This window comes from Flavobacteriales bacterium (genome assembly GCA_016779995.1).
Taxonomy (GTDB): Bacteria; Bacteroidota; Bacteroidia; order Flavobacteriales; family UBA7312; genus UBA8444.
The window spans coordinates 52,399-79,076 of the sequence record JADHMO010000003.1; the positions used below are offsets into that span (position 1 = coordinate 52,399).

Genomic DNA, 26,678 nt, shown 5'->3' on the forward strand with positions numbered 1-26,678 from the left:
GTTTTGTTTACCTTTGTTTTTGGAGAAACTCTTTTGACTAAATAAATTACAAATGAAGAAATACTTTTTAAGTTTTATATTGGTTCAGTTCTCACTAATAGTGATAGGGCAAACCAATGCACCTTTAAGTCATTCTTATTATTCGTATTTAGAAAAGGATATGCATGACATAGGCGTTTCAAAACACACCTCATTTAAGCCTTTTTTATATTCTACGGATGACACCACATTTTACAATTCTTTTAAGCCAATTGTTTCAAAAAAGTCATTCATTCATAATTTTCTTAACTCCAATTTACTAAGTATTGAACATGCAGATTATAGTTTTGTACTTAACCCTCTTTTTCATTTTGAGATAGCTGAAGATAATGACAGAAGATATGTCAATACAAGAGGGATTGAGGTGAAAGGTAGGGTTGGTGAAAAGTTATCTTTTTATTCATCTTTCTATGAAAATCAAATGGTACTTCCAGATTATTTAGAGAATTATGTAAAAGGTAATAATTATATTCTGCCTGGCCAGGGCATTATAAAGTATTATCCCTTTATAAATGAGGGTTTAATGGATTTTTATTACGCTAATGGCTACATCAATTATGATATTAATCGCTTTTTTGATGTACAGTTAGGGCATGGCAAACATTTTATTGGCGATGGGTATCGTTCTATGATGCTTTCCGATAATTCATTTAATTATCCTTATTTGAAAATAACTACGGATGTATGGAAATTTAAGTACGTCAATCTATTTTCTTATTTTCAAGATATCAATTTCGACATAGACGCGCCAGATATAAGCAAGTCAAAATTTAGTGCTATTCACTACTTGAGTGCTAATATAGGTGAACGTTTGAATATTGGCATTTTCGAGTCCATAATGTTGGGTGAAGATAGTTTAGGCAATGTCTTTGACATCAACTACATGAACCCCATTGTTTTTTACAGACCTGTAGAGTACTCTATTGGCTATTCAAGACAAGGTAACGCATTGCTAGGTTTGTCATTAAAGTACAAGTTGACATCTACTTCTCATTTGTATGGTCAAGTAGTTCTTGATGAGTTTGCAATAAGTGATTTTAGAGCTCAAAATGGGGCATGGCGCAATAAGTATGGAGGGCAACTAGGCATGAAATATTTCGATGCCTTTGGTTTTGAAAATTTATCTCTTCAATCAGAACTTAACTTTGCTCGACCATTCACGTATTCTCATTTCAATCCCATACAAAATTATGCTCATTACGCACAGCCTTTAGCTCACCCTTTAGGAACAAGTTTTTTAGAAAATGTAAGTATAATTCGTTACAGAAAAGATAGATGGACGGCGGATTTGAAATTGATACACGCTAAACATGGCGGAGAAATTGCTGGAGATACTACAAATTATGGTAGTGATATTTTTATGCCTTATGACGAGAATTATAAAGAGCTTGGCAATGATATTGCTCAAGGAAACACCTCTAATTTACAAATCATAGATTTTAGAATTGGCTACATTGTCAATCCAAAAACTAATATGAAGATAGAATTAGGTCTTACAAATAGGTCGTTAAGTGATAGAACTACCACCACTGACAATCAGTATTTGTTCTTTTCCTTCAAAACCGATTTACAGAATTTTTATTACGATTTTTAGATTAATTCTAAATTTAAAATTTTGCTAAATATTTAGCAAATAAAGCCTATGAAAATATAAAAAGTGGTAAATTTATCCCCTAGATAAAAATTGATGATTTTTATCTCAAAACATTCTAAATCAAACACTTACAAATTGTCTATAAACGACGTTTTACAACTTTCAAAAATAAGATTGACTACGAGTGTGGTATTTTCTGCCATTGCGGGTTATTTTATTGCTGGAGGAATATTTCAGTCCTTTGATTTGATAGCACTTATTTTGGGTGGTTTTTTGGTCGTGGCATCATCGAATGGTTTCAATCAAGTTATAGAAAAAGACTTGGATAAGCTGATGAAACGAACTGAAGACAGGCCCTTGCCAAAACAAAGAATGACCACCAATCAAGCACTAATTTTGTCATTAGCGATGGGACTTGTAGGCGTGTTTTTCTTATTTTCAATTAATTTTTACTCTGGATTTTTTGGTTCGCTTTCAGTCCTCTTGTATGTGTTAGCTTATACCCCTTTAAAACGGATTTCATCTTTTTCAGTTTTTGTAGGAGCTTTTCCTGGTGCTATTCCTTTTATGTTAGGTTGGGTAGCAGTCACCAACGATTTTGCTATTGAAGCAGGCATCCTATTTGCTATACAATTTATCTGGCAGTTTCCTCATTTTTGGGCTATTGCTTGGGTTTCAGACGAAGACTATACCAAAGCAGGTTTCAAAATGCTTCCCGGTGAGAAAGGAAAAGCTACCGCTTTCAAAACATTGATTTACACCTTATTCTTAATTCCTCTATCCATATTACCCATTTTTGGATTTTCTGGAGAATTAGAACTTTCATTATTAGCCTGCTTATTGGCAGTGATTTTAGGCTTATGGTTTTTTACAAAGTCCGTAATGTTATTCAAAACACTCTCCGATGAAGATGCTAAGAAGCTCATGTTTGCTTCCTTCATATACCTTCCTTTATTACAATTGATTTACGTTATCGATAAACTATTATGACAACATTTGAAGAACAAAAAAAGAAGTCAGCCAAGCCACTATTATGGATTTCTATGATAAGTATGTCCATGGTTTTTGCTGGTTTAACAAGTGCCTTAGTGGTCAGAAAAGCTGAAGGAAATTGGTTAGTTTTTGATTATCCGATTTGGTTTTATATCAGCACAGCTCTTATCATACTTTCAAGCTTTACGATGAATTGGGCGAAAAATAACGTCAAGAAAGATAATCTTGATTTGGCTAACAAAGGCTTTCTATGGACTTTAATATTAGGTTTAGGCTTTGCCCTTTCGCAGTACCTTACTTGGGGTGCTTTGTATAATGAAGGCGTTTATTTTACAGGACCTGGCAGTAATGCTTCGGGCTCTTTTCTTTATGTCCTAACTTTATTGCACTTATTGCACTTGGCAGGTGGGATAATTGCCTTGTTAATTACGACTTACAAAGCTAAAACTGGAGCTTACTCTAGTCAAAATTCTTTAGGGGTAGAGCTGTGTGCTATCTTTTGGCACTTTTTAGATTTTTTATGGCTTTATTTATTCCTATTTTTACTATATATTCACTAATATTGCAAAACTTTTCAAACCTAGAAAAAATGGCAGACATTACAACAAATGAAAACAAAGCTTGGACAGGAGGAGATATTCCTTTCAAAGCAAGTTATGGCAAACTGATGATGTGGTTCTTCTTAGTCTCAGATGCACTTACTTTCTCCGGATTCTTATGTGCTTACGGATTTATGCGTTTCAAATACGCTCACGTATGGCCTGTAGCTGATGAAGTCTTTACTCATTTTCCATTTTTAAAAGGAGAATATCCTATGTTGTTTGTTGCATTAATGACATTCATTCTAATTATGAGTTCTGTAACAATGGTACTTGCGGTTAATGAAGGTCATAAAAACAACAAGAGCAAAGTGATTTTATGGCTTGGATTAACCATTGTTGGAGGTTTTATCTTCCTAGGTTCTCAAGCGTGGGAGTGGGGACACTTCATTCATGGAGACAAAGGAGGTATAGAATTAGCAAACCACGATATAGTACATGTTGTTGATGCCGATGCTCATTTTTATTCTATTTATGACTTGGTTGGCGTAGATTCATATGCCGATGATGTTAATATTACTATCGATGATGTCAAAGGAGCATTGATGGCAGATAGTCAATACGGCATACGATTAGCTGATAAGTCTGTCGTTAGTGGAGAAGCAGCAATGGCTTATTTGAATAATGCCGAAGTAGTACTAGGTGCTAACCTTGTAAGAAATGAGTACGGACACCAATTATTCGCTAATTTCTTCTACTTCATTACAGGTTTTCACGGTTTTCACGTATTCAGTGGTGTAGTGATACTCATTGTAATTTTTATTAATGTAATTAAAGGTACATACGAGAGGAGAGGACACTATGAAATGGTTGAGAAAGTAGGTCTATATTGGCACTTTGTCGATTTGGTATGGGTATTCGTATTTACCTTCTTCTATTTAGTATAAACAAACAATTTAAACAGATATATTATGTCAGAGCAAACAGGAACTTGGTGGATTTGGAGAGTATTTTGGATTCTATTAATTGTTACAGCAGTTGAGGTAATTTTAGGTATCATTAAACCTGCAGTACTTATTGATAATTCATTTCTAGGAACAACATTGTTGAATCTTATTTTTATTATTCTTACCATCATAAAGGCAGCTTACATTGTAATGGAGTTTATGCACTTAGGACATGAAGTAAAAGGTTTAAAACTTTCTATTCTTTTACCAGCAGTAGTGTTGATTCCTTATCTTATATTTATTCTTTTAACAGAGGGTCATTATATTTTTGGAACACTATAGCCAATGAAGAAGTATACAGGTTTATTAGCAATTTTAATTCTGATTTTACCTACTGCCATTTATGTTTTTTTGACCTATGGCAAACATAACTTCACGCATTTGCCTTACGTAGGTCCACAGACCGACTCTACTTATCACAGTATTCCAGACTTTGCCTTTGTCAATCAGTTTAACGACACCATCAGTCAGTCCGATTACGAAGGTAATATTTACTTAGCGAATTTTGTTTTTACAACTTGCCCAACCATATGTCCTGTAATGACATACAATATGCGTAGAGTACAGCAAAAGATGGCGCAATACCCTAATTTTATGATACTGTCACATACTGTATTTCCAGAATACGATACGCCCGAGGTACTCTTAGAATATGCCAACAAGATGGAAGCCGATTTGTCCAATTGGAATTTTGTTACAGGAAATAGAGAAGACATTTATTCCATTGCCAATTCTTATTTTGTTAATGTGATGGAAGACAGCACAGCCCAAGGTGGTTTTCTGCATTCTGAATACTTTGTATTAGTAGATAAAGAAGGGCGTATTCGAGCTAGAGACGACGATAATGGTAACAATATTGGTGTTTACGATGGCACTGACGATTACGAAGTCGGACTTTTGATAGATGACATTAAGGTTTTGATGGCAGAATATAATTTAGCAAAGAAAGATAAGAATGAATCAAAACGATAAATTCTATATCCCATTGATAGTAGCCTTATCGGTTATTATTCCTTTGGCAGTAGCAGGATTAATGTTCTTGCCTGACGATTTACGTCTTTCTTTCGGCGGTGCTGATTTACGTTCCTTACCATTTTTTCATGCTGTACTCAATGGCTCAACTGCTGTTTTATTGTTGGTAGGTTTTGTTTGGATTAAGAATAAAAAGATTGCCTTACACCGTATTGCTATGATGAGTGCATTTATCTTATCGGCAGTATTTTTGGTGTCTTATGTGATTTCAAAGTTGTCCAATGCACCAACGCCTTATGGTGGTGAAGGCTGGTTAAGACCGACTTATTTCTTTATACTTGTTTCGCACATTATACTTTCCATTCCTGTGCTTCCTTTGGCATTATTGGCTATTTATAGAGGTGTTACTGGCGAATTCCAAAAGCATGTAAAAATCGTAAAATGGACATTTCCTATTTGGATGTATGTGGCTATTACTGGAGTACTTGTCTATATTTTTATGATGCCATATTATGCTTAAATTTGTACCTATGAAACACCTCATTCTTATCGTATTATTTTTAGCAACTCTGATGAATCAAGCTTACGCTCAGTGTGCTATGTGTAAGTCGGTTGTAGAAAGCAACATCGATGGAGGTAGTGCCATAGGCTCAGGCTTGAACGATGGCATATTGTATCTTATGGCGATGCCTTATTTGGCTTTAGCAATAGTCGCTTTTGCTTGGATGCGATACAATAAACGCCTCAAAGCATAGTTAACCAAATAACTATATCTTTGATGGTATGAAAAGAATCCTTATTCTTATTTGTTTTGTTTTTGGTACGGTTAGTATTTATGCCCAAAAGCAATGGACTTTAGAAGATTGTTTGCGTTATGCTCAAGACAATAACATTACGATTAAAAAGGCCTTTCTCAATACCGAAATTTCTAAGCAAAATCATTTTCAATCTAAAATGGCTTTATTGCCTAACTTGAATGGTAGTCTTTCTGATAACACCAATTTTGGACGTAACATAGACCCTGTAACTAATCAAATTACTATTGATAGAGTACGCAATAATAATTTTAGTTTGAGTTCCTCAGTAACACTTTTCAATGGTTTTCAGAGCATCAACAACATCAGAAAAAATAATTTTGATTATTTGTCATCGAAATACGATGCTGAAAAAATAGCTAACGATATATCGGTCAATATTGTTACCGCCTATTTGCAATTGCTATACAATTCGGACTTGGTAGAAGTGAGTCAGCAGAAAGTTGATGTTTCAGAATTACAGGTAGAACGTATTTCTAAGATGGTAGAAGTGGGGAGTTTACCTCAAGGCGATTTGCTCAATACCGAATCTCAAAAAGCCCAAGAAGAATTGCAACTCATCAATGCTCAAAATCAAAGGGATATCGCTAAATTGAATTTAATGCAGTTATTGGATTTGTCGGTTTCCGAATCCTTTGATATAGTTCAGTTGGAGGTTGAGGTCGATGAAAATTACAGCACAGTTGACAATCAAGCGGTATATAATCTAGCTTTAGAAAATTTGCCAGATGTAAAAAGCGCCGAGTCCAAGCTCAAAAGCTCAGAGCGTTCTTTAGCCATATCACAAGGAGCTAGGAGTCCACGTTTGAGCCTATCGGCTAGTTTAGGGACTTTGTATTCTGATGCTAATAGACGCTTAGTTTACGATTCTTTAGGAGCGATACCAACTTATCAAGACTATCCTTTTGAAGACCAATTTAACGACAACGTGAGTCAAGCGATCAGTTTGAGTTTGAGTATTCCCATTTTTAATAATTGGCAAGCCAACGCATCTATTAGCCGAGCAAAGATAGGAGTCTTACAAGCTCAATACAGTTTGCAAGAGGCTAAAAACAATTTGAGAAAAACCATAGAACAAGCCCAGAACGATGCTCGTTCAGCACAAAAGAAATATATAGCGAGTAAAAAGGCCGTTGCATATCAAGAAGAATCTTTCCAATATACGCAGAACAAGTACGACTTGCAGTTGGTCAATTCTTACGATTATAACAACGCAAAAAACACACTTTTTAAGGCTGAAACCGATTTGTTGCAGTCCAAATACGATTACCTATTTAAAACCAAGATGTTGGATTTTTATATGGGCAAACCCCTTATATTTTAACTTATGACAGTATTTATTATTTTCATTTTAGTTGGCATCGCTTTGTTCTATTTCGCTAGAAAAAAAGAAAATCGTTTGATGCGAATTTTTGGTATCTCTTTATTTGCTTTGGGATTCCTACTTCTTATTGCTAAATGGGCAGGTTGGATATCTTCTGAAGACGGTATTAATGTGCAAACTACAACGGTGCAAAAGAGAACCATAGTACAAACGGTTTCGGCAAGTGGTAAGATTCAGCCAGAAGTAGAAGTTAAGATATCGCCTGATGTTTCAGGTGAGATTGTACAGCTTTACATTATGGAGGGCGACCAAGTAGAAAAGGGCGATTTGTTGTTGAAGATAAAGCCCGACACCTACCAATCTATCTTGGAAAGAAGTCAAGCCGCTTTGAACACTTCTAAGTCAGCACTTGCCAAAGCCAAAGCCCAATTGATAGAAAGTGAAGCCAACTTTAACAGAAACAAATCACTATACGATAACGGGACTATTTCTAAATCTGAATTTGAAAAAATACAAGCCTCCTACACTGTAGCTCAGCTCAATGTAGAAGATGGAGAATACGCAGTTAGTAGTGCTCAAGCCTCTTTAAGAGAAGCTCAAGAAAATTTGAATAAGACTAATATTTATGCTCCTATTGGAGGTACTATTTCACGCCTCAATGTAGAGTTGGGTGAGCGAGTGGTAGGAACAGCCCAAATGGCAGGAACGGAGTTATTGCGTCTAGCTAATTTGAACCGTATGGAAGTAGCAGTTGAGGTCAATGAGAACGATATCAATAGCGTGAGTTTGGGCGATACAGCCCTTATTGAAGTGGACGCTTTTTTAGGAGAAAAATACAAAGGCTTAGTTTCTGAAATTGCCAATTCGGCTAATGTAACAGGCTCTAGTGCTGACCAAGTGACTAACTTTGAAGTCAAAGTAAGGATTATAGATTCTGTCAGTTTTAGACCCGGTATGACAGCTACTGTGGACATACAATCTGAACGTGCCAAAGACGTATTGTCTTTGCCTATACAAGCCGTAACAACTCGTAAAGATACAGCTGGGGGAGACGATAAGCTGGAATGTGTTTTTGAAGTGCAAGGTGCTACCGTTAAGATGCTAGTGGTAAAAACGGGGATTCAAGACGATGAATACATACAGATACTTTCGGGTGTTAGCGATAGTATGTCTGTTGTCAAAGGACCGTATAGTGCAGTTTCACGACTACTCAATGACGGTTCATTTATCGTCAACGATGAGTCATCATCTTCCAAAGGCTCAACCATTTCATTTTCAGTAAGCACTAACTAATATGGCTTGGATACTATCCATAGAAACGGCTACTAAAAGTTGTTCGGTAGCTTTAGCAAGGGACGGTCAGTTAGTGGCTGTCAAAGAAGAAGTTTCAGAACAGTATTCCCATTCCGAACAACTCACCGTATTTATAGAACAACTTTTACAACAAGAGGGGCTCAAGGTATCGGACTTGGACGCCATTGCTGTAAGTTCAGGACCGGGCTCTTATACCGGACTCCGTATAGGCGTATCTACTGCTAAGGGTTTGTGTTATGCTAGTGATGTACCTTTGATAGCCGTTTCCACTTTAGGAGCTATGGCACAAGCTATGAAAGACAAGTATCCTGAGGCACAATTGTGCCCTATGCTCGATGCTAGGCGTATGGAAGTCTATTGCGCGCTTTATTCTAAATCACAAGCCAGTCCAGTAGTAGCAAAAATCATAGACCAGGATTCTTTTGCGGAGGAATTGGCACAAGGACCCCTATTATTTTTTGGCGATGGTGCAGACAAATGCCAAGATGTGCTAACACACACTAATGCTCGTTTTGAATTGGGCGTTTACCCTTCAGCAACAAATATGATTCCTTTAGCACAGGACAAATTTCAAAACCAAGACTTTGAAGATGTAGCCTATTTTGAGCCTTTTTACCTCAAGGACTTTGTAGCGGGAGTGAAGAAGTAATAACTTAACCCAAGCTTAACGTCATTCATTATTTCTTAAATAATTTTTTTTTTTAAATTGCAGTTACTTAATGTATAAATGAAAAAGCCATGTCTAAAAGTAAACTGTTACGGGTCTATTCCCTACATCGTTTTTTGTCGAATAAAAAAAGAGTTTTCCCTAGAAAAATGGCGCAAAAATTCGGCGTTTCAAGAGCCACATTATTTAGAGATTTGGACCTGCTCAAATCCATAGGAGCACCAGTACGCTATTGTAGAATAAGCCAAATACATTACTACGAAGAAGACTTTCACATGAGTAGAGAGGAGTTTTTTGAAAAAATTTTTTAGAGTCTCATTAAATGAGACGCTGAGCCATTAGTTTTGTGGGCATATTAACAATAAAAATTAAAAATTATGAAAAAATTAAATTTTAGATGGACAGCTCTAGTAGCTATTGCTGTCATCTTAGGAAGCGTATTTTTTAGTTCTTGTGAAAAAGATGTCTTTGTTTTCCCAACTGAAGTGAGTCTATCAAATAATGAAAAGTCACAATTAATTGAACTAAAAAATAATAAACCTAATATTTTTGAACATATCAGTTGGGATAATTTTCAGAGGGTGGATGGATTATTAAGTCTGCCAGTTATTGAAAATGATAAAGTTGTCAGTAGATTAATCGTTTCTAATTCTTCGTCATTTATTGTTGATTATTCTAATTGGAAACATGAACTGAAATTATATGATTTCAAAGAAATCGAATCATTTGCTGATTTCAAAATGGTTTATAAAGAAGAAGAAGCAATTTATGAGCCAGTATATTTGAAAAAAAAGAATAAAAAAAGTAAAGTAAATGCATGTATTGCTGGCTGTGCAATTAGTGGTTTATATATGGGTGTCGCTGATGGTCCTTTACCTCTTGCTGATATTGCGGCATTAATATGGATGGGATTATGTATTCAAAATTGTCATGATAGTTATGGGGGAGAAGGAGGAGGTTCTTCAAAATGAAAAATAAATTAAAAAAAATCTTGTGGAATAATGTAACGGCTTTGATAGTATGTATTTTATTCTACCTATGGGTGAAATATTGCTAGACAAAACAGGTGTGTGTTTACATAAACTTTGGAGATATTATACCTTCTGATTTTGGCATAATAACCCCTTATCCTGTATTATTTGAATTTTATGATGATAAAATTCAACAGTTTGAGTTAGTACTTAATTAAATTATGAAAACAACTATTAATATTATCGTCTTTTTTTTATTAGCCATATCAATTTGGGTATTAGTTGGAAGTAAACAATATATCCTTCATGTTGAGAATAAAAAAAACGTGGTGTTTATTTATCCCAGTTGGTGTGGAGTAGCACATGAGTTATTGCAAAAAGAAATTGCACCACTCAGTAAGGATACAAGTGTTAATGTCATACTTGTCTGTACTAGTTCTAACCCTAAAGAAAGTATAGCACAATTAAAATCCTATGGTATTCAGCAATCTCCCATTGTATTACAATCAATATTTAGTGGCTTTCCCCCTTATGACCGTTGGTGTATCAAACGTTTTATTCGTTCGCATTTTAGTCAAAGTAATACTATATTTAGAGGGTTTTTTCTTTCCAGTACCCATTCGTTTTTTATGCGATGAAAATTTAATGGTGAAATCCTTACTCTCCGATGATATTATTAATGAAACCTATCAATGAAAAAACTCATCTTTTTGTTGCTTTTAAGCAATTCAATATTGGCTCAGCAGCACCTCTCTTTAAATTGGGGAGGTGCTGTTGCTTATAATTTTAATACACCACTTCAAACCTTAGAGCAACCCTATGAAGCACATAGCAATTACCTAAGTCCTAATATCTTAGCTCATATTTCTTATGATGTCAATCGTTCGTATTTATCCTTAGAATCCACTTATCATTTCAGAAATTATGGATTTGTGATTGAATTTTCGGAAAAAGATTACTATCTGCGACTATTTCAAAAACAAATAACAGAAACTATTAATGGTGTAATTCGTCAGCAATTAAAAGTATCTCACCGTTACAATCGAACTCAGAATAAACACTATTTAGTGTTCAAGAAAGATAGGGAAGTTCATTCTGCATATCCAATTCTTGTTAGATAAATGAATCTTCTAAGATTTTATTTTAAGTCGTCAATTCTATTTCTATTAGGATTGGTGGCTTTTTTACATTCATGTCAAAATAATGCTTTGGATTTAAGGCAGTTAGATTCTCAAGTTTTTGAAACGAATTTTGTGCCCAGTAATCGATTTTCTGGAGTTTATTATGACGAACACACAGAACAAGAATACATTTATCTAGGAAATGGTAAGACTGAAAAATCGGTTAGTTTTTTTACTTCAGATGGAGACTATGTAAAAACTATTGATTTTAAACAAGCTACGATATCACACTCACTTAATGACATTAGTATATGGTCTTTAGATACTATTCTAGTGTTGTCATCTTATTCAGGAGTAATATTTTTTATTAATGAAAGAGGCAGTTGTTTTAAGAAATTAAATTTGAATAAATATGTGCCTGATACTATTCCTTCATTGGAGTTTACATCTTCTAGGTTAGATGATTTTTTATATAACGAATCTCTTTATGTTGGAATTAATTTAAGTCCTACAGTTATCAATGATTTATCAAATTATGAAGGGATTTTAAAATATAATCAGCTTTCAATTGAACTGCCATATTTAATAAAGATGAGTAATATATTTGATACCATTCCTCGAATTTCATTTTTACTAAATGCATTTATTAAAAATTTCACACCAAAAAACCATTTGGCATTAGATATTCATCATTATTTAGTTTTGGAAGATAAAATCTTTTCAATCTCTATAATTCCTGATACTCTCTATTTATCAAATATAAGTGAGAATAAAACGATAAAGAAACATATTGATTATGTCGAAAAAACAAACATAGATAAAAAAAGGTTTGAACTTACTAAAGAGTCAATAAGTAAAATTCAAGAAAATATCTTTTGGCAAACACAAAGTGCTAGTTATATAAGTAAATTACTTGCCAGTGAAAAGCATAAATTAAAACACCTTTTTGCTTTTCACCAATTTGAGGGTAAGGCAGAAGACTGTTGGGATAAACGCAATTGGTCTTGGTTGGTTTATAATGAAAAATTTGAGAAATTAAATGAATTTATTATGACCGATTATAGTGTATCTCCCACTTTTTCATTTTTAACTCAAAAAGGTATTTTTTTAAAAGTCAAACCAAAATTCGTAAAAAATTATGACCCTAAAAAAACCCATTTTAAAATTTATACTATCGACTAGTATGTTTATAGCTTGTACAGAGCATAGCAATGTTTCAACTTATTTGAATCATCATCATTTAGAAAATAAGTATCACTCCATAATTGTACTAACAGAAAAAGGGTGTCCTAATTGCAATAGTAGTTTGGCAAATACGATTACTAATACAGCCTTTGATAGTACACTATTAGTTGTAAATGCCTTAGGGACAGTTATAGATTTGACGGATATTAGAAAAAATGATTTTAAAAACGATTTGATTTACGATTATAAAGAAGACTATAAAGAGTTAGGTTTAAGTGGTTCTGGAGTAATTTTAATAGATGAAAACTTAGAGATAGATAGTATAATTCGACTTGATGCTAGTGAATTACTTCAACAATTGAATTTTATTCAGACTTTAAGTCAAGATTAATATCTTCAAAATCTACACACCCCTGTTTTTCTTGAAATGAAAAAATATATTATTATATCAATCTTTGCTATTTTACTTACATCTTGTAAGTTGTTAATAGGCTATAAGTCCTCTATAAACTACAATAAAAATGAGGTATTTGTCAAAGCACTCAATTATGGAATACCGAAAGAAAAAGTTTTTTTAAAAAATACATTTCCTATTTCAACACATTTTGTAGGTCTAGATTTATATAACTCTAAAGGAGAATTAATTCATCTTCCATTATTTGATTCGTGTTCATACTCCCCAATAAACTTTATTCTTAATCTAGATAGTACGACTAATATTTCTGCTTTGTCTTCAAAAACACATGAATTGTATCACACCAATTTAGCTTTATTCGAAAAGTTAATTCCACCCCAATTAGAAAAATCGGCTAGTGATTTTAATATCATTTTTTATTGGTCCTATAAATTTTACGGACCTACTAAATTATTTTTTAGACGATTGGGTCAAGCCATTAATCAACACCCACATTTGAAATTTAATATTGTTTATGTAAATACGGACAATTAATCTAATAATGAAAAAACTCATCTGTTTGTTGCTTTTCAGATATTATCTCAGGCATTTATAATTGGCAATCATTAGATAAAATCGAAGATTTTTATTTATTAAATGCTGATACTTTAACTATTTCTAAAAATGATGCATTAAGCCTTAAAGGAAACTATTTAATAGTAAAAGAAGAAAGGGTTCCTTGGGCCTGGTCAAAAAATATCAATTCACAAAAGAAAAAATTCAAATTTATATCTATAAAATAAATGTATTTATCTTCTTATAATATTGGTCGTTCAGTTTTAGCTTTGGGTACTGTTTTAACACTTTTATTTAACAGTAATTATGTTTTGTTTGGACTGGAAATAACATACAGTACTAATTTTGTTTATGATTATAATCTTTTTTATTTGTTAAGACATCATTTAATCTATGCTAAAATAATTTCGATTGTTATCTTGTTTTGGGTAATATTAGGCTTTTACCCTCGTATTACTGGTGTTTTACACTGGTATATTACTTTTAGTTTTTTTCTGAGTTGCGATATTATTGATGGCGGTGATCATATAGCTTCAAATCTAACATTGCTTTTAATTCCAATAACATTGATGGATAATCGGATCAATCATTGGTATAGCGATACTAAAAAAAACATACCAAAAAAAGTAGTAAGTGATATTTTCTTTCTATTGATTTCGGTACAGGTGTGTGTAATATATTTACATGCTTTTGTAGGCAAACTTTTTGTCGAAGAATGGGTTAATGGAACAGCCGTTTATTATTGGTTTACACACAATTTTTTTGGAGTAAATCCAAAGTTATTAAAGTTAACGGTGTATCTATGTTCAAATAATTTTATAGTAACATTTATCACATGGGGTACTTTAGCTTTAGAATTTTTTCTTTCAGCTTGTATTTTATTACACAGAAAAAATAATAATAGATATTTATTTTATGTAATGGGTATTCTTTTTCACACAAGTATAGCTTTTATTCATGGGTTAATTAGCTTTTATTTCACAATGTTTGCGGCTCTAACTTTATATTTAATACCTGCAAATTTGTCTATCGATGTCAAAACATTAAAATTCAAAAATATATGGAGGATTATCTTAAAACAATTTTAATTGTAGATTTTGCAATTTTTTCTTCGCTTATCATTTATTATTTTATACCAAAAGATGAAATAAATCCAATCTTGGGATATAGAACTAAAAGAGCTATGAAGAATATTAATAACTGGAAGTTTGCCCAAAGCTTTTTTTCAAAAAATTGGCTTTATTCAATTCCGTTAATGTTAATAACACAATTACCTATTTTGATTAATAAAAAACTGTTTTATTTAGTGGAATGGTCATTAATAAACTTTGCGATTTATACTATATATTTAATAGTAATTTTAGAATTAAAATTAAAAAAAATGGATAGTAAAAATAAGAAATAGCAGAACAAAGTAGTTTTCTTCAAAGAAAGTCCCATATTAAATTAAATCTATGAAATATTTTAAATTATTTATACTCCTCTTACTCTGCTTGGGGTTAAATGCCCAAATCAATGAATCCGTTAATTTCAATAGTGGGGATTTATCTTTGAATGCAACTTTTAGCAGCCCATCTACTGAGGGGCCTTTCCCTGTTGCTATTCTTATTCATGGTTCAGGAGCTAACGATAGAGACCAAACACTATTGCTAACGGGTGGTAATGCACAATGTTTATATCCTTCCTTGCATAACCAAACCATTAAAAATTTTAAAGACTTATCAGAGCAATTACAAAGCCATGGTATTGCTGTTTTGCGTTATGATAAACGGTCGTTTACCTACGGATCAACACTTAATGCCGAGACCATTAGCCCTTATGATTTTATTGATGATGTTAATGCAGCTATAGATTATGTGAAAACAAGAACTGATATTGATACTAATCGTATTTTTCTAATAGGTCATAGTCAAGGAGCTAACTTTAATCCCTTAGTAGCCAATGAAAGGAATGATATTGCTGCTTTTATTTCTATGGGTACAGTTTCAAGAGGAATAGATACTATTCTTGCTTTACAGTTTAGGCACTTGTACTATTATTGTTTAAATGATACCGCTCAAGGAGACGCTACATATAACCAGACTTTAAATGATTTTAGTGAAATACGAAATTTTACATGGTCTAATAACACCCCTTATCTTAATGTGTATCCGTTGTTTTGGCGTGATTGGATGGATATTACCGATTCTACCATATATCATTTTAACCAAGCTACGCAACCTATGTTGTTTCTTCATGCCTCAGACGATTTTAATGTGCCTATTGAAGATGCTCAACTCCTACAAAATAACCTCAACTCAAATTTTGATTTCTATTATATGAATGATCTTAATCATTATTTTACCGAATCAACAACTCCAACTTTAAGTGAGGCTGTGGGCGATACCATTTATTATTGGTTAAACAACAAATTTGGCCTTTCTTCAGTCAATAATGAATATTATAATCATGACTTATTACATTTGTCGTACTCTCATGATTTTATTCATTTAAGTAGCCCAACAGAAAGAATAATAGAACAAATTAGCCTATTAAATATAGAGGGGAAGGAGGTTTATCACGAAATGAGTATAAATTCGTTTATATTTACTTTAAATAAAAATCGATTCTCTAATGGCTTTTATGTTTTATCTGTAAAAATAGATGAGGATTTTGTATTTAAAAAAATACTAATTAATTGAAAGTAGGCTTTATAATTTACATCGATTCTTGGTGTCCGATGTGTGTACGTTTTGGGTCTTGGCTCAAACGTTTGGATATCTTCAATGGTATCCGTCAAGCCGATATACGAACTTATGAAGGCTCAGCTATTTCCAAAGAAAGAGGTTTAGAACAACTAGCATCTATCAACAGACATTCTCGTGTCTTTTACGGTTACGATAGCATCTGGCAAATCTTAGTCAGACTGCCTCTCTTGTGGTTGTTTGTTCCTGTCTTTTATATTTTAAAAGTGAGTCGGCTAGGGCATTGGGCTTATAAGGAATTGGCTATAAAGCGTCAGATTATTCCTTTGCATTGTAAAGAAGAAGACTGCCGCCCTAACTAGCGTTTTGGGCTTTCTTCATAGCCTTTGCTAGGGCTTGGTGCTCTTGACTGCCAAACAATACCTTTCTACCGTTGGTCAATTCTATTTGCAAACCTTTATCGCCACTGACGTTATATGCCTTGCTCTCAAAACCAAAGCGTATGCCCCAACCCCCAAACTCCTTTATGGGCGAGTAGGTACGGGCTTTATAGCTTTTGATATCTTCAAAGGGAATCAGTCGTTCTTTGATGTGTATGGGAAAAAACTGATAGTGCAATCCTTCAGAGCTAACTCTTAGCTTGAGCTTCATGAACCAAAACAATACGGGCAAACCTAAACCAACCAGTAGGGAAAAGGTAATTATACCCTCATCGCTGAGGGGTTTATCGCCAATGACATTGCCCATCATAACTTGTTCGTAGATGCCGTACAAGGAAAATGCTGGAAAAAAAAGGATAACTAACCAAAGTAGTTTTTGTCTAAAATGCTGTTCTTCTCTGAAGTAGGTCATACTCCAAAAATAAGATATAATATCATTTTAAAGAGTCAGTTTTTAGAAATTTATTTTCAATGTCTTCTCTGCTGACTTCTTCATAATGAATTTGTATTTGTCTTTCATCACAACCCACCAATTTATCTTCAGCTACCCAAGTAGCTGAGATGACACTTACGGTGTCTCCTTCTTCATTGAATTTTAGTGTTTTGGTTGCTTGTCCAAAAAAGATGCCCTTATCGATTTGCTTATCGACATACTCACTCATATCATTGATTTCTTCTGTTTCTTGTTCTTCTAAATCTTTGGCTTGTTTTTGACAATCGGAATGTGTACAGCTTGAGAGACCTATGCAAAATAGGGCATAGAATACTAGGGGTAAATGTTTCATAGTTTTAAGTTTAATTTGTTAGTACTAAGTTAAAGCATTTACTTTATTAAGTCAAGGACTGCTGGTAGCTCTGTAGTTGGTAACTGACAACTTTTGTTTTGGCAAAGGTAGAAGGTCGTTTGTCCTTCCAGCATTTTGTTTTGCAGCAAAGGTAATGGGCTATCGGTCGTGCTGCCTAATAGCAAGGTGTTGGGGGCATAGTGTTGTTTAAAGTCTAGGGCTTTTTGTAGGGCTTGAGTTCCAACAATAGCCACTTCATAAAAAGGGGCTATATAGTTTAGCATCAAGATAGCCCAATTGGAATAGCCTGAACCGTAAGAGGGCATATCGCTTTTGATGTTGTTCAATTGCAGTTGTGCCATATTCAAATAGTCGCTATTGTCTAAAAGTTGTCCTAAAGCAAATAGGTTATTGGCCATAACGGAAGACGATGCCGGCATGACGTTATCGTTAATTTCCATTTTACGAGCTACAAGGGGAGCGTCTAAGTCTGAGGTGAAGAAAAACATACCGCTCTGACTATCGTAAAAATGAGCGTGGCAATAGTCTGTTAAGTCCTTAGCCTTGTTGAGCCATTGCTCGTCAAAGGTCGCTTCGTACAAACGTATGAATGCCGAAATGGTCAAGGCATAATCTTCTAAAAAACCATTGATAGAAGACTGTCCGTCTTTGTAGCTGTGCCACAAACTATGGTCACTTTGACATTGTTTGTCTAGAATAAAACGGGCGTTTTTTATGGCAGTGTGCAAATAGTATGTGTTGCCAAAAGCTAAGTAGGCATCGGTATAGGCTTGGCACATAAGGGCGTTCCAAGAGGTTAAGGATTTATCGTCTAAAGCTGGGCGTGTGCGTTGTTCTCTTTCTTCTAACAATTTGCTTTGCCAGTGTTTGACTTTTTGCTGAAAGTCGTCTAATTCTATATTTTCTTTTTTACAAAAGTCGGCATCGCTTTGGTCTTTGACTAAGATGTAATTGCCTTCTTCCCAATAGCCTTTGTGGTTGATGTTGTAGTATTTAGCAAATAGGGGATAGTCTTGCCCCAAAAGGCTTTTGAGTTCTTCTTTTTTCCAGACGTAAAACTTACCTTCAACCCCTTCGCTATCGGCATCTAGGGCTGAATAGAACGCACCATTGTCGTGGCTCAACTCCCTTTCAACAAAGGCTAAAGTTTGCTCTACAATGTCCTTATACATTTCTTTGCCATAACAGCTAAAGGCTTCGCTATACAAACTCACCAATTGGGCGTTGTCGTACAGCATCTTTTCAAAGTGTGGCACTTTCCATAGCTTATCGGTAGAATAACGAGCAAAGCCACCACCCACTTGGTCGTAAATGCCGCCCCAAGCCATTTTATCTAAAGTTAGCTGAACGTACTCACTCAGTTTGTTGTCTTGTTTGAGGTGTGCATAACGCATCAAAAAAAGGTAGTTGTTGGGAATGGGGAATTTAGGTGCTCGGTTAGGGCCTCCCTCTTTGTAGTCGAATTGTTTGCTCCAATGCTCCAGGGTATTTTCCAAATCCTGCCAGCTGAAGTTGGGCTTTTCTTTATTGTAACTGACTAGCTCCGACTGTTGTATGCCTTTGGCTAACTTTTGGGCATAGTCTAGCATATCTTGTGGGCGTTGCTCGTAAAAATTGGCGACTTGATTAATCTGTTCTATCCATTGTTCTTTAGGGAAATAGGTGCCCCCCCAAACGGGTCTGGCATCAGGTAAAGCTATGCAGTTGAGTGGCCAGCCTCCACGCTGTTGCATGAGTTGAACAGCATTCATATAAACTTGGTCAATGTCTGGTCGTTCTTCTCTATCTACTTTGATATTTATGAAACGTTCATTCATGACTTGTGCCACTTGTTCGTCTTCAAAACTTTCGTGCTCCATAACGTGACACCAATGACAAGCCGAATAACCAATACTAATAATAAGAAGTTTACCTTCTTCTTTCGCTTTGGCTAGGGTCTGTTCATTCCAAGGATACCAATCCACAGGGTTGTGGGCGTGTTGTAATAAATACGGACTGCTCTCATTGATAAGGGCGTTGGTATATTGATGTTCGTTCATTTCAGTCGTTCCTCGAATGCAAGACTATTTGTAAATAGTCAAAGGCGATGATGTTATGGTGTTGCTGCTAATACGAATTGGAGAATTATTGATTTAACTCTCTAAACTTAGCAAAAAAGTGTGGAATAGTTTCTATGCCTTTGAAATAGTTGAATAAACCGTAGTGTTCATTAGGAGAATGGATAGCGTCGCTGTCCAAGCCAAAGCCCATAAGAATAGACTTTACACCAAGTTCTTTTTCAAATAGAGCTACAATAGGAATACTACCTCCACTTCTTATGGGTACAGGTTTTTTGCCGTAGGTAGCCTCCATAGCAGCACTCGCTGATAAGTAAGCTGGGCTATCTGTAGGTGCTACATAAGGTTCTCCTCCATGATGTGGGCGTACTTCTACTTTTACACTCTTTGGCGCAATGGCTTTGAAATGGTCTTCAAATAACTTAGTAATTTCTTCATCGGTTTGATTAGGAACTAAACGCATAGAAATTTTAGCAAATGCTTTGGAGGCAATGACTGTTTTTGCACCTTCTCCAGTATATCCGCCCCATATACCATTAACGTCAAGGGTAGGGCGTATGCCTGTTCTTTCCATAGTTGTATAGCCTTCTTCACCATGAATATCGCTGAGGTCTAAGGTCTTTTTATAGTGCTCTAAAGAAAAGGGTGCTCTTGCCATATCGGCTCTTTCTTGGGAAGATAATTCGACCACTTTATCATAAAACCCAGGTATGCTGATGTGGTTATTCTCATCTTTCATAGATGCTATCATTTCACATAATATATTAATGGGGTTGGCAACAGCACCACCATATAATCCAGAATGTAAATCTCGATTTGGACCCGTAACTTCAACTTCTACATAGCTCAATCCTTTAAGACCCGTAGTGATGGATGGCGTGTTGTTAGCAATGATTCCTGTATCAGATATAAGAATAGCATCGCACTTAAGACGTGCTTTGTTGGCTTTAACAAAATCACCCAAATTATCAGAACCGACTTCTTCTTCTCCTTCTATCATAAACTTGACATTACAGACTAAAGAGTTGGTTTGCATCATCAACTCAAATGCTTTGACGTGCATAAACATTTGTCCTTTATCATCGCATGCTCCACGAGCAAAAATAGCACCGTCTGGGTGTATGTCCGTGGTTTTAATAACAGGTTCGAAAGGGCCACTTTCCCAAAGCTCTAAGGGGTCGGCAGGTTGAACATCATAATGACCATAGACTAAAACAGTAGGTAGCTGAGGGTCAATGATTTTTTCACCATAGACAATAGGGTATCCTTTAGTGGGGCATATTTCTACCTTGTCGGCACCAGCTTTGACTAAATGGTCTTTGACTGATTCGGCACAAGCGTTCACATCTTGGCTGTAAGCAGGGTCTGCACTAATGGAAGGAATTCTGAGTAAATCCATTAATTCTTCTACGAATCGGTCTTTGTGTTCTTGAATGTATGTCTTAATGTGTTCCATAATTATACAAGACTATTTCCAGTCATTTCTTGGGGGATGTCTACTCCCATAATGGTTAGTATTGTTGGGGCAATATCGCCCAGTTTTCCGTTGTTTAAATGCGTGTAATCGCTGTTCAATAAAAAGCTTGGCACTAGGTTAGTGGTATGTGCTGTATTAGGACTGCCGTCAGCATTAATAGCAAAGTCGGCATTGCCATGGTCGGCAATAATGATAAAGGCATAATCGCTTTTTAGACCTGCTTCAACAACTTCTTTAGTGCATTGGTCTACCGTTTCTACAGCTTTGATGATGGCGTCATAATCGCCAGTATGTCCTACCATATCGGGGTTGGCAAAATTAAGACATACAAAGTCGGCCGTAGCATGTTCTAGCTCAGGCACAATTTTAGCTACAACTTCGTGAGCACTCATCTCGGGTTGTAAGTCATAAGTAGCGACTTTTGGAGAGTTTGCCATCAGTCGCTTTTCTCCATCAAATTCGGCTTCTCTACCACCAGAGAAAAAGAAAGTAACGTGCGGGTATTTTTCTGTTTCGGCAATACGTATTTGCTTCAATCCATTTTCGGCAATGACTTGTCCAAGTGTATTGTTGAGGTTGTCTTTTTCAAAGATGACGTTTACGTTTTTGAAATTTTTATCGTACATCGTCATAGTGGTATAGTGTAAGTCTAAAGTATGCATATCAAACTCTGACTTATCTTCTTGAGTTAGTACAGTGGCGATTTCTCTACATCTATCCGTTCTGAAATTAAAACAGATGACAGCATCACCGTCTTTGATAGTTGCTAGGGGTTCATTCTTATCATTGACACAAACTATGGGTTTTATAAATTCATCTGTAACACCATCGTCATAAGAATTTTGAATACTCTGTACTATATCTTGTGTCGGTTTTCCTTGACCTTTAGTTAATAAATCGTAGGCTAGTTTCACCCGCTCCCAACGATTATCTCTGTCCATAGCGTAATACCTGCCACAGACTGAGGCTATCTTTGCACCATGAAGGTTGTTTTCTAATTCTCCTAAAAATCCTTTACCACTTTTTGGGTCGGTGTCTCTACCGTCGGTAAAGGCATGAACATAGACTTCTTTTACTCCTGCTTTTTGTGCTAAGCGGCATACTTCGAATAGGTGTTGGGAATGGGAGTGAATACCACCATCTGAAACGAGTCCCATAAGATGTAAAGCTTTATTATGGTTTTTTGCATAATCAAAGGAGGCCTGTAAGTTTGGCATTTGCTCAAGAGTATCCTCGGCACATGCTTTATTAATTTTGGCGAGGTCTTGATAAACAATTCGTCCTGCACCAATATTGAGGTGTCCAACTTCAGAGTTTCCCATTTGTCCTTCAGGTAGTCCTACTTCCAAACCATCGGTTTGCAGTTCAGCATTGGGGTAATTGTTGTAAAGTGAATCTATAAATGGGGTGTTGGCATTGTGAATAGCATCCGATTTAGTCTTATCACCATGCCCCCAACCGTCTAAAATCATTAAAACCGTCTTCTTTCCTCTCATAGAGCACAAAGATAATGGCTTTATTGTCAATTTTAAACACTAAAACCACATTTAGAACGAAATATTTATTTCAAATAGGCTGAGTACATCCATACTAACTTCTCTTGCTCTCTGATATAATCACTCATTAATGCATTTGTGCCTTCGTCACCTATTTCATCTGATAAATCAAGAATTTCTCTTTGTTTATTCAGAAGTATAGAGAAAGCACTTAAAATTTCTTTGACAGATTTCTGCCCATCGCTTACATCATTACTTTCAGTAATTGATGTTTGCTGAATGTAGTTCGAAAATTGGTGTTGAGGTTTATGTCCTAATGTTAAAATTCGCTCGGCTATGTCATCTATTTTTACAAATAAATCGTTGTATAACTCCTCAAATTTAAGGTGTAATTCAAAGAATTTATCACCTTGTATATTCCAGTGATAGCCTCTAGCATTTTGGTAAAGTATGGAGTAGTTGGACAATAATTCGTTAAGTGAAACGGCTAATTTTTCACATTTTTTACTGTCTAAGCCTATTGGGTTTAATGTGTCGTTCATAGTTTAATAAGTTTTATGGTAAAATTCGTTTTAAGGTATTTTCCTTGTTTTTGATATAATGTTTAATCACTCCTGCTATATGAACTATCACTAAAATTACCATTATCAAAGCTAATAGTCCGTGTCCGCCAAGAGCCTTGATGTCGCCTTCAGATTTGATGTGCTGAATATTTTGACTTTCTAGTGCTTCTACATAACCACCACTTAACATGGCTACTATTCCACTGATTGTTATGGCAAATAGCAAAATGTAAAACAGATTATGAACCCATACAATTAACTTATCATTAATCTTAGAGTTAGTTTTTAGGTCGGCTGGGCGTTTACTTTTGAAAAATAACCAAGTCCTTATTAGGGTCAATATTAATAAGGCTAACCCTAGTAAAGCATGGATTTGAATCAAACTTAATTTCTCATTACCTTCAATGCCAGAAGTGTATTTGCCCAAAGGAAATAATACTAAAATTAGAATAGTACTAATCCAATGAATAGCTATTGTAGCAGTAGAATATTTTTGCTTGAGGTTGTTCGTTGTTTTCATGGGTTTAGGTTTTGATTTAGGGATTAGGGATATAAGAGCCGTTCTAATTGTTTCAACTCTTTAGGAACTAAGGTGTGGACTTTGCCATAAAGTTCATAGTCTATTTTGCATAAAGTATCTGAATTCCAAACTTCTTTGCTTTTGTATGCAAACACCATTAAGGTATCGCCTTTCTCAAAGTTTTCAGGGCTTATACTGTAGTTCAAAACATTTTGATGTGCTTTTATGGATTGTATTTTAAAAGCAGAATCATTGGCTGGAGCAATGCATTGAAAACGATAATTCGTGCCACTACCCGTTTCAGGTCGCCCACCAATCCAATGCTGGTATGTGGAAGAAATCAGAAAGTCTTGAGTGTTGCAAGAAAAAAGAATTAGCAAGAAAAATAAGTGCTTTTTCATATCGCACAAAGGTAATAAAAAACACGTTCAAAAATTAGTTTAAATTTTCTTATTTAAAATTAGTCTAAATAAAAACAAACTAGTTATCTTTGCCAAAAATTAAACATTAAAACTCAAAAACATGAAATTAAAAACACAGGTGTTAATCACTTTAAGCTTTCTAGCAATACCTTTTTTACAGGCTCAAAATACGGCTGAGAATATTTTAAGCGGCAAAGAAGGTTTTATTATTGGAGGTTATGGTCAAATTGATGGAAACTTCAATTTAGACAATGACAACAAAATGAATTCTAACGGTAAACTTGATGTTCACCGTTTAGTAACCTTTTTAGGTTATAAGTTTAATGACAAAGCTACTTTTGTTTCGGAATTAGAGTATGAACATGTTGTAGAGCTTTATGTTGAACAAGCCTTTTTAGACTATAAAATAAAGGACAATATGAGTCTTCAGGCTGGTTTGATGCTTATTCCTATGGGGATTCAAAATTTATATCACGAGCCTCCAACATTCAATGGTGTTGAACGTACTAACGTCGATAAATACATTGTTCCTACGACTTGGAGAGAAATTGGCGTTGGAATTAATGGTCGCTTAGATGAGCAATCTATAAACTATCAGTTGATGATGGTCAATGGTCCTTTAGGTTATGACAACGGCTCAGCTAATTTTAGTGGTAATAAAGGACTTAGAGGAGGTCGTCAGAAAGGTGCAGAAGCGACTGTTTCGGACTTTGATTTTGCAGGTAGATTATCTTACTTCGGTATGTTAGGCTGGAACTTTGGAGCATCTTTTTATAAGGGTAATTCTGAAACTTCTGATTTTGAAGCGGATTCTACTCAAGTTGGCATAACTATGATGGGGGTTGATGCCAGATACAACAACGGTCCTTTTCAGGCTAGAGGTCAGTACATCCTTGCCAATTTAGAAAATACGGCTGAGTATAACGCCAAAACTGGTGCTGATGTTGGTTCTAAATTATTAGGTTACTACTTAGAAGCTGGATACAATGTCTTGGATGGTAAATCTGAAAATGAGCTGATTGTATTCGGGCGTTATGAGAATTATAATACACACGAAGAAACAGATGGTTTTGCCGCTAATGCTGCTTATGATAGAACTGACAAGACAGTAGGTTTGACTTACAAGTTAAATCAAGGTGCTGCTTTCAAAGCAGACTATCAGTTAAAAAGTACTGAGGCATCATCTGAAGAAACAAAACACCTTAACCTTGGCGTTGCCGTTTGGTTCTAATTTTAGAAAATTGGTTAATAAAATTTATAATCAAATGCTTTTCAATAGAGTTGTACCTGCCTTACTGACGGGTACACTCTTTTTAGTGCTTTGTGCTAATACGGCATACGGTCAGTGGGTGCCCACAGACAAGATGTTGTCCAAAGCAGAGCTTACTGTTCAGAAGCAGTTTAATATTGATTATTCCAAATCGGCTATCGATTTGAGTCCTAATTATTATGAGTTAACGACTAACGATAGCATCATTGGTTATATGTGTTTGCAACAAGCTCCTAGCAAGCACGATATGTTTGATTTTTTAGCTATTTACTCTAGAGATATGGAATTGCTTAAGCTTCAAATTTTGGCATATAGGGAAAATTACGGAGGTGAAATTGCCAATAAGCGATGGCTAAAACAGTTTTTGACACGCCCTTCAGAAAAAGTCCAAGCTATTTCCGGAGCAACTATTTCTGTAGAATCAATGAAAATGGTCGTATCTTCGCTAAACCAAAAAATGAAAAATTGGCATCAAGTACACCACATCACAAGCAAATAATGGACTTCAAACTTCAGCAATTACCCAAATCCCTCAGAATATCATTATCTGTTTTTTTACTGACGCTTTCTTTTGGTTACTTTTCGGGTTTAGATTTATTAAAGCATACTACAGATTTCAAATCTAAGGGCATACAAGAAAATGTACTTGGAAACGAATTTAACGAAGAAGCAGAGGAGTTACATTTTAAGATGTCCGAGAGAGAATTACACGGTATAATTCATAGTCATGTAATAACTATTTCTATACTGTTTGTCATATTATCTTTTATGGTATTTTTTACGAGTTTACCTAGAGGTTTCAAGTCCTTTTTAATGATAGAGCCTAACGTCTCTTTAGTAGTTACCTTTGGTGGATTGTGGCTACTTTGGTTAGGACATACATGGGTGAAATATGTTATAATGATATCAGGAATTTTGATGCATTTGTCTTTAATACTGTTGATTGTAACACTGTTATGGCAATTACTTTTGAAAAAAGACAATTAAACTTTGGCTTCTTTCCAAAATTTGAAAGGAACAATCAACATTCCAAAACAAGATCCATCTTCTTTTACTAGACTTTTATGATGCACTTTGTGTGCTTTTCGTATGGCTTTGAAGTAGGGGATGCTAGTGCGTTTGAATAGTTTTATACGTTGATGAATGAAAACTTCATGAACGATAAAGTAGGCAAACCCGTATAGAGTAATTCCAATTCCAATATATAGAAGGGTAGAGCCTAAAATCATAAAGGTAGCACCAGGAATAGCAAAAATTAGAAAGAAAGCATCGTTGTTTTCAAGGATTTTATCTTTATTGACTTGGTGGTGATCTTTGTGTAGTTTCCATAAAAATCCGTGCATAACATATTTATGCGTTGCCCAAGCTATGAATTCCATTAGCCAAAATGTGATAATAACGATGGTGATTTTTAATATTAAGCTCATGAATT

General features: G+C 35.0%; 34 protein-coding genes. 25 read left to right on the forward strand and 9 right to left on the reverse strand.

The window, feature by feature from the left end:
* Window positions 1-52: 52 nt before the first annotated feature.
* The 22 genes from ISP71_03185 (at window position 53) to ISP71_03290 (ending at window position 16,557) form a co-directional block, all read left to right on the forward strand.
* Window positions 53-1,633, forward strand: coding sequence for a gliding motility protein RemB (locus ISP71_03185; GenBank protein ID MBL6663087.1), 1,581 nt, complete (start codon window positions 53-55; stop codon window positions 1,631-1,633).
* A 93-nt stretch (window positions 1,634-1,726) separates the two neighbouring features.
* On the forward strand, window positions 1,727-2,623 hold the full coding sequence (cyoE, locus tag ISP71_03190; GenBank protein ID MBL6663088.1) for a protoheme IX farnesyltransferase: 897 nt from the start codon (window positions 1,727-1,729) through the stop codon (window positions 2,621-2,623).
* Window positions 2,620-3,186 (forward strand): cytochrome c oxidase subunit 3, encoded by a 567-nt coding sequence (locus ISP71_03195; GenBank protein MBL6663089.1) that lies wholly within the window; start codon window positions 2,620-2,622, stop codon window positions 3,184-3,186. The genes cyoE and ISP71_03195 overlap by 4 nt, the downstream gene beginning before the upstream one ends.
* Before the next feature lie 29 nt (window positions 3,187-3,215).
* The gene (locus tag ISP71_03200; protein MBL6663090.1) at window positions 3,216-4,112 is read left to right on the forward strand and encodes a cytochrome c oxidase subunit 3; all 897 of its coding nucleotides are present in this window, start codon (window positions 3,216-3,218) and stop codon (window positions 4,110-4,112) included.
* 24 nt (window positions 4,113-4,136) lie between these two features.
* A complete protein-coding gene (locus tag ISP71_03205; protein MBL6663091.1) occupies window positions 4,137-4,454 on the forward strand; it encodes a cytochrome C oxidase subunit IV family protein in 318 nt (105 codons plus the stop codon).
* Window positions 4,455-4,457: 3 nt separating this feature from the next.
* A complete protein-coding gene (locus ISP71_03210) occupies window positions 4,458-5,144 on the forward strand; it encodes an SCO family protein (protein ID MBL6663092.1) in 687 nt (228 codons plus the stop codon).
* Window positions 5,128-5,664, forward strand: coding sequence for a DUF420 domain-containing protein (locus tag ISP71_03215; protein MBL6663093.1), 537 nt, complete (start codon window positions 5,128-5,130; stop codon window positions 5,662-5,664). Before ISP71_03210 ends, ISP71_03215 begins: the two co-directional genes overlap by 17 nt.
* A gap of 10 nt (window positions 5,665-5,674) precedes the next feature.
* Complete coding sequence (locus ISP71_03220) at window positions 5,675-5,899, forward strand: hypothetical protein (GenBank protein MBL6663094.1); 225 nt, start codon at window positions 5,675-5,677, stop codon at window positions 5,897-5,899.
* Between the two features lie 28 nt (window positions 5,900-5,927).
* Complete coding sequence (locus tag ISP71_03225; protein ID MBL6663095.1) at window positions 5,928-7,283, forward strand: TolC family protein; 1,356 nt, start codon at window positions 5,928-5,930, stop codon at window positions 7,281-7,283.
* A gap of 3 nt (window positions 7,284-7,286) precedes the next feature.
* On the forward strand, window positions 7,287-8,576 hold the full coding sequence (locus ISP71_03230; protein ID MBL6663096.1) for an efflux RND transporter periplasmic adaptor subunit: 1,290 nt from the start codon (window positions 7,287-7,289) through the stop codon (window positions 8,574-8,576).
* Between the two features lies 1 nt (window position 8,577).
* A complete protein-coding gene (tsaB, locus tag ISP71_03235) occupies window positions 8,578-9,246 on the forward strand; it encodes a tRNA (adenosine(37)-N6)-threonylcarbamoyltransferase complex dimerization subunit type 1 TsaB (protein ID MBL6663097.1) in 669 nt (222 codons plus the stop codon).
* Window positions 9,247-9,335: 89 nt separating this feature from the next.
* Window positions 9,336-9,575: an HTH domain-containing protein gene (locus ISP71_03240; GenBank protein MBL6663098.1), complete on the forward strand. Its 240-nt coding sequence runs from the start codon at window positions 9,336-9,338 to the stop codon at window positions 9,573-9,575.
* A gap of 66 nt (window positions 9,576-9,641) precedes the next feature.
* Window positions 9,642-10,235, forward strand: a complete 594-nt coding sequence (locus ISP71_03245) for a hypothetical protein (protein ID MBL6663099.1) — start codon at window positions 9,642-9,644, stop codon at window positions 10,233-10,235.
* Window positions 10,236-10,456: 221 nt separating this feature from the next.
* Window positions 10,457-10,873 (forward strand): hypothetical protein, encoded by a 417-nt coding sequence (locus tag ISP71_03250; protein MBL6663100.1) that lies wholly within the window; start codon window positions 10,457-10,459, stop codon window positions 10,871-10,873.
* Between the two features lie 54 nt (window positions 10,874-10,927).
* Window positions 10,928-11,356 carry a hypothetical protein gene (locus tag ISP71_03255; GenBank protein MBL6663101.1) on the forward strand — a complete coding sequence of 143 codons (429 nt, stop codon included), beginning with the start codon at window positions 10,928-10,930 and terminating at the stop codon, window positions 11,354-11,356.
* A complete protein-coding gene (locus ISP71_03260; GenBank protein ID MBL6663102.1) occupies window positions 11,357-12,538 on the forward strand; it encodes a hypothetical protein in 1,182 nt (393 codons plus the stop codon). It abuts the gene before it with no gap.
* Between the two features lies 1 nt (window position 12,539).
* Complete coding sequence (locus ISP71_03265; GenBank protein MBL6663103.1) at window positions 12,540-12,932, forward strand: hypothetical protein; 393 nt, start codon at window positions 12,540-12,542, stop codon at window positions 12,930-12,932.
* A gap of 36 nt (window positions 12,933-12,968) precedes the next feature.
* Window positions 12,969-13,490: a hypothetical protein gene (locus ISP71_03270; protein MBL6663104.1), complete on the forward strand. Its 522-nt coding sequence runs from the start codon at window positions 12,969-12,971 to the stop codon at window positions 13,488-13,490.
* Window positions 13,491-13,738: 248 nt separating this feature from the next.
* Window positions 13,739-14,599 carry a hypothetical protein gene (locus tag ISP71_03275; protein MBL6663105.1) on the forward strand — a complete coding sequence of 287 codons (861 nt, stop codon included), beginning with the start codon at window positions 13,739-13,741 and terminating at the stop codon, window positions 14,597-14,599.
* Window positions 14,572-14,916 carry an SdpI family protein gene (locus ISP71_03280; GenBank protein MBL6663106.1) on the forward strand — a complete coding sequence of 115 codons (345 nt, stop codon included), beginning with the start codon at window positions 14,572-14,574 and terminating at the stop codon, window positions 14,914-14,916. The genes ISP71_03275 and ISP71_03280 overlap by 28 nt, the downstream gene beginning before the upstream one ends.
* A 49-nt stretch (window positions 14,917-14,965) precedes the next feature.
* Window positions 14,966-16,192, forward strand: a complete 1,227-nt coding sequence (locus tag ISP71_03285; GenBank protein MBL6663107.1) for an alpha/beta fold hydrolase — start codon at window positions 14,966-14,968, stop codon at window positions 16,190-16,192.
* Complete coding sequence (locus tag ISP71_03290; GenBank protein ID MBL6663108.1) at window positions 16,189-16,557, forward strand: DUF393 domain-containing protein; 369 nt, start codon at window positions 16,189-16,191, stop codon at window positions 16,555-16,557. Before ISP71_03285 ends, ISP71_03290 begins: the two co-directional genes overlap by 4 nt.
* On the opposite strand, the gene ISP71_03295 is transcribed toward ISP71_03290, so the two are convergent.
* From ISP71_03295 to ISP71_03330, 8 genes are all read right to left on the reverse strand, one after another.
* Window positions 16,550-17,047: a hypothetical protein gene (locus ISP71_03295; protein MBL6663109.1), complete on the reverse strand. Its 498-nt coding sequence runs from the start codon at window positions 17,045-17,047 to the stop codon at window positions 16,550-16,552. The genes ISP71_03290 and ISP71_03295 overlap by 8 nt on opposite strands.
* Window positions 17,048-17,069: 22 nt before the next feature.
* On the reverse strand, window positions 17,070-17,420 hold the full coding sequence (locus ISP71_03300; protein MBL6663110.1) for a hypothetical protein: 351 nt from the start codon (window positions 17,418-17,420) through the stop codon (window positions 17,070-17,072).
* Window positions 17,421-17,458: 38 nt separating this feature from the next.
* On the reverse strand, window positions 17,459-19,480 hold the full coding sequence (locus ISP71_03305; GenBank protein ID MBL6663111.1) for a thioredoxin domain-containing protein: 2,022 nt from the start codon (window positions 19,478-19,480) through the stop codon (window positions 17,459-17,461).
* An 85-nt stretch (window positions 19,481-19,565) separates the two neighbouring features.
* A complete protein-coding gene (locus tag ISP71_03310) occupies window positions 19,566-20,954 on the reverse strand; it encodes a dipeptidase (protein MBL6663112.1) in 1,389 nt (462 codons plus the stop codon).
* A gap of 2 nt (window positions 20,955-20,956) precedes the next feature.
* Window positions 20,957-22,471 (reverse strand): 2,3-bisphosphoglycerate-independent phosphoglycerate mutase, encoded by a 1,515-nt coding sequence (locus ISP71_03315; protein ID MBL6663113.1) that lies wholly within the window; start codon window positions 22,469-22,471, stop codon window positions 20,957-20,959.
* Between the two features lie 65 nt (window positions 22,472-22,536).
* Window positions 22,537-23,013, reverse strand: coding sequence for a DNA starvation/stationary phase protection protein (locus ISP71_03320; protein ID MBL6663114.1), 477 nt, complete (start codon window positions 23,011-23,013; stop codon window positions 22,537-22,539).
* Between the two features lie 13 nt (window positions 23,014-23,026).
* The gene (locus tag ISP71_03325; GenBank protein MBL6663115.1) at window positions 23,027-23,554 is read right to left on the reverse strand and encodes a cytochrome b/b6 domain-containing protein; all 528 of its coding nucleotides are present in this window, start codon (window positions 23,552-23,554) and stop codon (window positions 23,027-23,029) included.
* Between the two features lie 23 nt (window positions 23,555-23,577).
* Window positions 23,578-23,955, reverse strand: a complete 378-nt coding sequence (locus ISP71_03330; protein ID MBL6663116.1) for a hypothetical protein — start codon at window positions 23,953-23,955, stop codon at window positions 23,578-23,580.
* A gap of 121 nt (window positions 23,956-24,076) precedes the next feature.
* Between ISP71_03330 and ISP71_03335 the strand changes: the two genes are divergently transcribed.
* The 3 genes from ISP71_03335 to ISP71_03345 are packed head-to-tail and all read left to right on the forward strand — an operon-like array spanning window position 24,077 to window position 26,233.
* Window positions 24,077-25,207, forward strand: coding sequence for a hypothetical protein (locus ISP71_03335; protein MBL6663117.1), 1,131 nt, complete (start codon window positions 24,077-24,079; stop codon window positions 25,205-25,207).
* 34 nt (window positions 25,208-25,241) lie between these two features.
* Window positions 25,242-25,745, forward strand: a complete 504-nt coding sequence (locus tag ISP71_03340) for an FMN-binding protein (GenBank protein MBL6663118.1) — start codon at window positions 25,242-25,244, stop codon at window positions 25,743-25,745.
* Entirely contained in the window at window positions 25,745-26,233 is a 489-nt protein-coding gene (locus ISP71_03345; protein ID MBL6663119.1) for a hypothetical protein, read from the forward strand. The genes ISP71_03340 and ISP71_03345 overlap by 1 nt, the downstream gene beginning before the upstream one ends.
* On the opposite strand, the gene ISP71_03350 is transcribed toward ISP71_03345, so the two are convergent.
* Entirely contained in the window at window positions 26,230-26,673 is a 444-nt protein-coding gene (locus ISP71_03350) for a sterol desaturase family protein (protein MBL6663120.1), read from the reverse strand. The two genes, ISP71_03345 and ISP71_03350, sit on opposite strands and share 4 nt — an antisense overlap.
* Window positions 26,674-26,678: the final 5 nt, after the last annotated feature.

What these genes read in the sequence shown, in the direction of transcription:
- ISP71_03305 (MBL6663111.1), bottom strand. Translation starts at nt 19,480, where the DNA reads ATGAACGAACATCAATATACCAACGCCCTTATCAATGAGAGCAGTCCG.
- tsaB (MBL6663097.1), top strand. Translation starts at nt 8,578, where the DNA reads ATGGCTTGGATACTATCCATAGAAACGGCTACTAAAAGTTGTTCGGTA.
- ISP71_03325 (MBL6663115.1), bottom strand. Translation starts at nt 23,554, where the DNA reads ATGAAAACAACGAACAACCTCAAGCAAAAATATTCTACTGCTACAATA.
- ISP71_03310 (MBL6663112.1), bottom strand. Translation starts at nt 20,954, where the DNA reads ATGGAACACATTAAGACATACATTCAAGAACACAAAGACCGATTCGTA.
- ISP71_03270 (MBL6663104.1), top strand. Translation starts at nt 12,969, where the DNA reads ATGAAAAAATATATTATTATATCAATCTTTGCTATTTTACTTACATCT.
- ISP71_03275 (MBL6663105.1), top strand. Translation starts at nt 13,739, where the DNA reads ATGTATTTATCTTCTTATAATATTGGTCGTTCAGTTTTAGCTTTGGGT.
- ISP71_03200 (MBL6663090.1), top strand. Translation starts at nt 3,216, where the DNA reads ATGGCAGACATTACAACAAATGAAAACAAAGCTTGGACAGGAGGAGAT.
- ISP71_03320 (MBL6663114.1), bottom strand. Translation starts at nt 23,013, where the DNA reads ATGAACGACACATTAAACCCAATAGGCTTAGACAGTAAAAAATGTGAA.
- ISP71_03345 (MBL6663119.1), top strand. Translation starts at nt 25,745, where the DNA reads ATGGACTTCAAACTTCAGCAATTACCCAAATCCCTCAGAATATCATTA.
- ISP71_03315 (MBL6663113.1), bottom strand. Translation starts at nt 22,471, where the DNA reads ATGAGAGGAAAGAAGACGGTTTTAATGATTTTAGACGGTTGGGGGCAT.
- ISP71_03300 (MBL6663110.1), bottom strand. Translation starts at nt 17,420, where the DNA reads ATGAAACATTTACCCCTAGTATTCTATGCCCTATTTTGCATAGGTCTC.
- ISP71_03285 (MBL6663107.1), top strand. Translation starts at nt 14,966, where the DNA reads ATGAAATATTTTAAATTATTTATACTCCTCTTACTCTGCTTGGGGTTA.
- ISP71_03230 (MBL6663096.1), top strand. Translation starts at nt 7,287, where the DNA reads ATGACAGTATTTATTATTTTCATTTTAGTTGGCATCGCTTTGTTCTAT.
- ISP71_03205 (MBL6663091.1), top strand. Translation starts at nt 4,137, where the DNA reads ATGTCAGAGCAAACAGGAACTTGGTGGATTTGGAGAGTATTTTGGATT.
- cyoE (MBL6663088.1), top strand. Translation starts at nt 1,727, where the DNA reads ATGATTTTTATCTCAAAACATTCTAAATCAAACACTTACAAATTGTCT.
- ISP71_03195 (MBL6663089.1), top strand. Translation starts at nt 2,620, where the DNA reads ATGACAACATTTGAAGAACAAAAAAAGAAGTCAGCCAAGCCACTATTA.
- ISP71_03335 (MBL6663117.1), top strand. Translation starts at nt 24,077, where the DNA reads ATGAAATTAAAAACACAGGTGTTAATCACTTTAAGCTTTCTAGCAATA.
- ISP71_03280 (MBL6663106.1), top strand. Translation starts at nt 14,572, where the DNA reads ATGGAGGATTATCTTAAAACAATTTTAATTGTAGATTTTGCAATTTTT.
- ISP71_03255 (MBL6663101.1), top strand. Translation starts at nt 10,928, where the DNA reads ATGAAAAAACTCATCTTTTTGTTGCTTTTAAGCAATTCAATATTGGCT.
- ISP71_03250 (MBL6663100.1), top strand. Translation starts at nt 10,457, where the DNA reads ATGAAAACAACTATTAATATTATCGTCTTTTTTTTATTAGCCATATCA.
- ISP71_03225 (MBL6663095.1), top strand. Translation starts at nt 5,928, where the DNA reads ATGAAAAGAATCCTTATTCTTATTTGTTTTGTTTTTGGTACGGTTAGT.
- ISP71_03340 (MBL6663118.1), top strand. Translation starts at nt 25,242, where the DNA reads ATGCTTTTCAATAGAGTTGTACCTGCCTTACTGACGGGTACACTCTTT.
- ISP71_03210 (MBL6663092.1), top strand. Translation starts at nt 4,458, where the DNA reads ATGAAGAAGTATACAGGTTTATTAGCAATTTTAATTCTGATTTTACCT.
- ISP71_03260 (MBL6663102.1), top strand. Translation starts at nt 11,357, where the DNA reads ATGAATCTTCTAAGATTTTATTTTAAGTCGTCAATTCTATTTCTATTA.
- ISP71_03350 (MBL6663120.1), bottom strand. Translation starts at nt 26,673, where the DNA reads ATGAGCTTAATATTAAAAATCACCATCGTTATTATCACATTTTGGCTA.
- ISP71_03295 (MBL6663109.1), bottom strand. Translation starts at nt 17,047, where the DNA reads ATGACCTACTTCAGAGAAGAACAGCATTTTAGACAAAAACTACTTTGG.
- ISP71_03220 (MBL6663094.1), top strand. Translation starts at nt 5,675, where the DNA reads ATGAAACACCTCATTCTTATCGTATTATTTTTAGCAACTCTGATGAAT.
- ISP71_03330 (MBL6663116.1), bottom strand. Translation starts at nt 23,955, where the DNA reads ATGAAAAAGCACTTATTTTTCTTGCTAATTCTTTTTTCTTGCAACACT.
- ISP71_03265 (MBL6663103.1), top strand. Translation starts at nt 12,540, where the DNA reads ATGTTTATAGCTTGTACAGAGCATAGCAATGTTTCAACTTATTTGAAT.
- ISP71_03185 (MBL6663087.1), top strand. Translation starts at nt 53, where the DNA reads ATGAAGAAATACTTTTTAAGTTTTATATTGGTTCAGTTCTCACTAATA.
- ISP71_03240 (MBL6663098.1), top strand. Translation starts at nt 9,336, where the DNA reads ATGTCTAAAAGTAAACTGTTACGGGTCTATTCCCTACATCGTTTTTTG.
- ISP71_03215 (MBL6663093.1), top strand. Translation starts at nt 5,128, where the DNA reads ATGAATCAAAACGATAAATTCTATATCCCATTGATAGTAGCCTTATCG.
- ISP71_03245 (MBL6663099.1), top strand. Translation starts at nt 9,642, where the DNA reads ATGAAAAAATTAAATTTTAGATGGACAGCTCTAGTAGCTATTGCTGTC.